The sequence below is a fragment of the Prevotella falsenii DSM 22864 = JCM 15124 genome (genome assembly GCF_000613945.1).
Taxonomy (GTDB): Bacteria; Bacteroidota; Bacteroidia; order Bacteroidales; family Bacteroidaceae; genus Prevotella; species Prevotella falsenii.
In genome coordinates this window covers 1-4,896 of the sequence record NZ_BAJY01000057.1, presented here as the reverse complement: position 1 = coordinate 4,896, position 4,896 = coordinate 1, and the positions used below count along the sequence as shown (strand labels likewise).

Below are 4,896 nucleotides of genomic sequence, written 5' to 3'. Positions count from 1 at the left end.
GCTGTTTTCTGCCTAACAAAGAACGCTTGTCATTCTGTCTGCAAAGATAATACTTTGTTACCTAATAACAAGCGTTTTTGATGAGATATTCTTCTTTTTGCATTTTTGTAATGCAGTCTTTCGTTGGAATGGGATTATAATCCACGTCCTCTTTTCTTCTTTCTGTTGGCTTGGTTTCTGAGTCTGCGCTGCCATGCAGCTTCGGCATAGTCATTGCCTTGCGTAGTTGGTGTAATCAAATCGCCTAATTCTTCCACAACTTCATCGGCTGTGCTAACGATGGTGTCTGCCACCGCACCAATGGGATTCTGCACTTGTGGGGTGTCATTGTCTCGTGAGATAGAGGAACGACTTGGAGGCACAAGTTGATAACCTGTATCAGATTGTCCTCCCTTTTCAGTTGCCTCCTGTATTGTTTGATATTTTGATTCTTCCTTGCTGGTTGCTTCAAAGTTTTTCTGCAAAGAACGGTAGCCGAATTCTCTACCGATTTCAGATGCCTTGAAGGATTGTCCTGCGTATGAGAACTTCAAGCCATAGACCTTATCCTGCTTGTTCTTCATACGCTCTATGGTAATGCCGTTCTTGTCCAACTCGTAAAGGAACATGGAATGCCCTGTAATGCCTGTTCCTTTATACTTGTCAAGCAGGATGTAGCAGATTTGCTGCACTTTCTGTTTGGTTTGTTCTCTCGTGGGGGTAGTCTTTGTCTTTTGATGTTTCCTTTCCGCTTTAACCTCCTTTGCGATAGTCAAGCCTTTCTCCCGACTAATGTCCTCCGCTACCCTTGCTGCCTTGTTACTCACAAAAGTGGTATCATAGACCTCTCCGTACAGGCTGATGCGATTGGCGATAATGTGAATGTGCCTGTTGTCGGTGTCCTTGTGCGTTACCGCCACCCATTGGTGGTCGTCAAGTCCCATTTGCTTGGCAAACAGATGGGCTATCCTCATCAATTCGGAAACAGGCAATTTTTTCTCGTCCTGCGGTGCGATGCCTATTTCGATACGGAGAAACTTGTTCCTGCAACGGCTGTTATAGTCGCTGACCACTTTCATTTCCTCATAGACAGTCTTTGGCTCCCTGCTGCAAAGATTGTGGAAGGCAAGCCGACAGCCGAGCTTTCCCTCTCTGAAAATATAGTCCAAAGCCGTGCTGCCGTGCGCTATCGCCTTACATTTACCTATCATCGCTTCTCATATTTAAGACCTTATATATCTCATCGTCCACACGAAAATGCGGTTCGTAAAACCGCTTAAATGCTTCTTTGGCACATAGCGATAGGTTCTTTGTGATGAGTACCCACCTTTCGTCCTTGACCTTGATGAGATTTGAAACCTGCCCATAGAACCTTCCTGTATGCTGGAGAATGGCAATGGCTTCCCTCTCATTGTCGGTCATCTTGGGAACGGCTGTTACTTCTCCGTTAAGGAGTATCTCACGGCAATAATCGGAGAACTTTCTCCCTGTACTTTCCGCTTTTAATTTGATACGTTGCTTCTCCTCTAAGGTGCACCTTACCTTGATGAACTCCGTCTTGTTCAACCTCTGTTCTTCCTTATCCTGCTGCTGCCATCGGGCAGTTTTTCCCTTGTATCTGTTCATATAAGTTTCTTTGAAAGTCAATCATTGCAGATGATTCGTTGTTGCTTAATTCCTGAATGCTGACTGATGAGAACGGAGTGATTACGGTCTAACCTCCCCGACAGTATGACGAGGGGAGCAAGAGCAGTTTGTGGGTACAAACTGACGTCTTGCAATGTCAGCTAACGAAACGTTTACGCACAAGGCGTTTTATAGTCAAAAAGTGAATGCTGTGCATTCTTTGACTCATTACGTTCGGGACACTCCGGTCATTCGGTATGTTCAGCAAATGTTCATTGCTCTGTTCTCTGGAAAGGGTCGAGGGTTTTGATTGGAAAGGTTGTCCCTTTTCAGGAAAACCCTCGACCTTTTTCCTGTGGGTTCAAAGTTTCCTCCATTTCTCTATGTCCTCACCGTATTCCTCCAAATGGAGGCGCACGATGTTCTCCACAAAACTTGAAAGATTGCTGCCCCTGTCGCCCAGCCTGCGCACGATGAAGTCGGCATGCTCCTGTGTCTCCCTGCTCAGATAGACCGCCTTGCGGTCGTTCAGTCTGGTTGGCACAAGATAGGCTTGCTTGTAGGCTTCAAGTGTCTCTTTTCTCATCTTGGCACTGATACGTCTTTGAACGGGCATATTCTCTGTGTTCCGTGCAGGGTCTGAATGCATGGTATTCTCTGAGTTCTGTTCGTCCGAGGAATGAACGGGGTTAGCTCTCCTTGCCCGAAGCTCAGCAATGATATGTTCAGACGGACTTTCAATTTGATTCAGTCCTAAAGACTGCTTGGTGGAATGGATAGTGTTCTCCATTCCCTCGTTACTGACAGTTTTCTTTTCCATGTTTTTATCTCATTTTATGTTTGACTTGTTTTGCCTTTATAGACGTATCTTGTATCTGTCCTTGTCGTATCTGCTTCTCACGCACCCTGTAAACATGATACTCGTTGAGGTCCTTGAAGTTTCTGTAATACACGGACATATCCTCCACATTGAACCCTGTTCTGATAAAATCATTGGTAGCCCTCCGCCCTGCTTCGTCATTGTCAAGGAAGGTACGGATATACGTTAGGTTGTGGTCATTCAGATAGCGAATAGCCCTTGCCACATTGCTTACCGAGTTTAGCACAAGACAGACACTCGTTATTTCTTCTTTCATTGAAAGGAAAGAAAGAAAATCCATAAAGCCCTCAAACACGCATACGGGCAATGTATTGTCTATTGCGTGTTCTGTTTGTTTATCCGTGAATACGGGAGTAATGTCCTTCGGTGCTATTGCTCCCTTGAACGTGCCATTGTCCCGAAGTTCATACCCTCCTGACGGATTGGCAAAGCCGATGGCTTGGTAGCGTTGCCCTCTTACCTCATAACTGATACATTTGAGGAAAGGTTTTGCCCTGTTAAGGTCAATGCAGCGATTATCGGTAAGATAGGCCTCTAAGTGTGGAGGCAGGGAGTCTGATACCTCTATCAGTCTCCTTGCCCCACTTGGATGCCATGGCGTGACTGGACTGGTACCGATGTCGGACTTCTCTTTTGAATGACCGTACGCTGCATCAAGGAAAGCGGTCTGCCCCAAACGGCAGATGGCTTCCGAGAGCGTGCAGCCCTCCAATCGCATACAGAGGTCGATGATGCTTCCGCCCCTGCCTTCGGCATAGTCTATCCAAAGGTTCTTCTCTGTGTCCACCTTGAAGCTCGGATGTACTTCCCCCCTCAGCGGTGAACGGTACATGGCATAGGAAGGTGTTCTGCGGACAGGATTGATACCTTTCCTTTCAAGATACTCCACAATGGAGTATCGCTTGATGAGAGATAAATCTTCTGCTTTCATTGTTCTGACATTTTAATTGATTGAAATATTATGGTTTACTTAAATGCTATCAGGGGAAACCAAATCGTATCTGCCAATGCTTCTACGATATTCCGTTTTCCAAGGTTTTTCCCTCCAAACTTTTTCATCTTTCTTCTTACTACATACTATTTTGTTGTAAGTTGTTGATAATCAACACTACATTGTAGTACATGACAATACTACACACCCTACTACATCAGACTACTACAACTATCAAGCAAAGGACAGGGAAGTAGCTTTCTTACTTTGTACGCATAGATGGGACAGCCACCGTCACGCCTCCTGCTCACTTTCTCAAAGCCTGCCCTTTTAAGGGCTTCTCCCATACGTTTGGAAGTCAGGGGATGCCGGGTATAGATACCCAGATAGGTGAGAATCTCTGTAGTGGTCATATAGGAGCAATGGGGATTATCCTCCGTTGGCTTCTCAAAGCAGCGCAACAGTAGTTCCATTTCTGCGGTCTGCACTTGGAAGTCCTCGCTCTCCCTGTAAAGCTCCGCTATCTCTTCATCGTCAAACCAATATCGGAAACCTGCGTTCAACAAGGCTTTGGCTTCCGCATAGACACTGTCCATTGAAATTGCCTTTGCACGTTCTATATTAATGGAAAGCACCTCAAAGGGCAGAAACCGCCTGCTGCCCGTAGGGTCTGTAAGGAAATCATTGCCGTTCACCGACGCCACGAAACTTGCCAAATGGGGATGTTCCTCCACATACTTGTCGTAGGGCATGCGGTACTTGACCATCGGGCAGGTGATGAGGTTCTTCAGTTCGTTCTCATCACGCTTGTTGAGGGCTTTGAGCTGGTCATCAATATTTACGATGAGGTTTTGCCCGATATAGGTGAGCGTGTCCTTCTCCTGTGGATATATCTTTCCCGTGTAACTGTAGCCGTGTAGGGCCGGCGGACAGAGCAAATCCAAGAACGTGGTCTTGAATTTTCCCTGCTCGCCTGTCAGCACGAGGTAGGTATGGTTACGGCACTCACGGTCGTCCATTGCGTTGGCGACCACTGCCACGAGCCACTTGATGAGGTACGGCAGCCACTTGTCGGAGTTGCGCACGGCTACGCAACTTGCCAGTTGGGGAATGGCTTTCAGCGAAAAGGAAGAACTGCTGCTTATATCCACCGATGGCAAGTTTTTGAAATACTCCTGTATGGGATTGATGCGTGGCGAGAAGCTGCTCTCGATGATGGAGTACAGATTATCCGATGAGGTTATTATCCCGATGTCGTTGTCAAGTTCCCTACGGAGGGTGTTGATTTCATAACGACCCACTTTTGAGAAGTGAGCATCATTCTTGCTACGATATTCAGTTCTTCCCAATACCGTGTTGTATCTGAACTCATAGTGTGTGGAGAGATAGGTTTCTATCTCCGAATTCTTGGAGGAAGTCCTTCTCGGTTTGGGCGTATTGTTACCGCCTTCCGATTTGCCTTTATCTGCATTCTTCTTCA

5 protein-coding genes are annotated in these 4,896 nt (G+C 46.4%); all 5 read right to left on the bottom strand.

Annotated elements, in window-relative coordinates; translation table 11 throughout:
* Positions 1–134 precede the first annotated feature (134 nt).
* Positions 135–1,190 (bottom strand): relaxase/mobilization nuclease domain-containing protein, encoded by a 1,056-nt coding sequence (locus tag JCM15124_RS12210; protein ID WP_024999633.1) that lies wholly within the window; start codon positions 1,188–1,190, stop codon positions 135–137.
* Positions 1,180–1,605, bottom strand: a complete 426-nt coding sequence (locus tag JCM15124_RS12205; protein WP_024999632.1) for a plasmid mobilization protein — start codon at positions 1,603–1,605, stop codon at positions 1,180–1,182. Before JCM15124_RS12205 ends, JCM15124_RS12210 begins: the two co-directional genes overlap by 11 nt.
* Positions 1,606–1,966: 361 nt before the next feature.
* Positions 1,967–2,425 carry a DUF3408 domain-containing protein gene (locus JCM15124_RS12200; protein WP_024999631.1) on the bottom strand — a complete coding sequence of 153 codons (459 nt, stop codon included), beginning with the start codon at positions 2,423–2,425 and terminating at the stop codon, positions 1,967–1,969.
* Positions 2,426–2,429: 4 nt separating this feature from the next.
* Complete coding sequence (locus JCM15124_RS12195) at positions 2,430–3,416, bottom strand: toprim domain-containing protein (RefSeq protein WP_024999630.1); 987 nt, start codon at positions 3,414–3,416, stop codon at positions 2,430–2,432.
* 212 nt (positions 3,417–3,628) lie between these two features.
* Positions 3,629–4,896 (bottom strand): virulence-associated E family protein (locus JCM15124_RS12190; protein WP_024999629.1); only part of this gene is annotated, 1,268 nt, incomplete at its 5' end.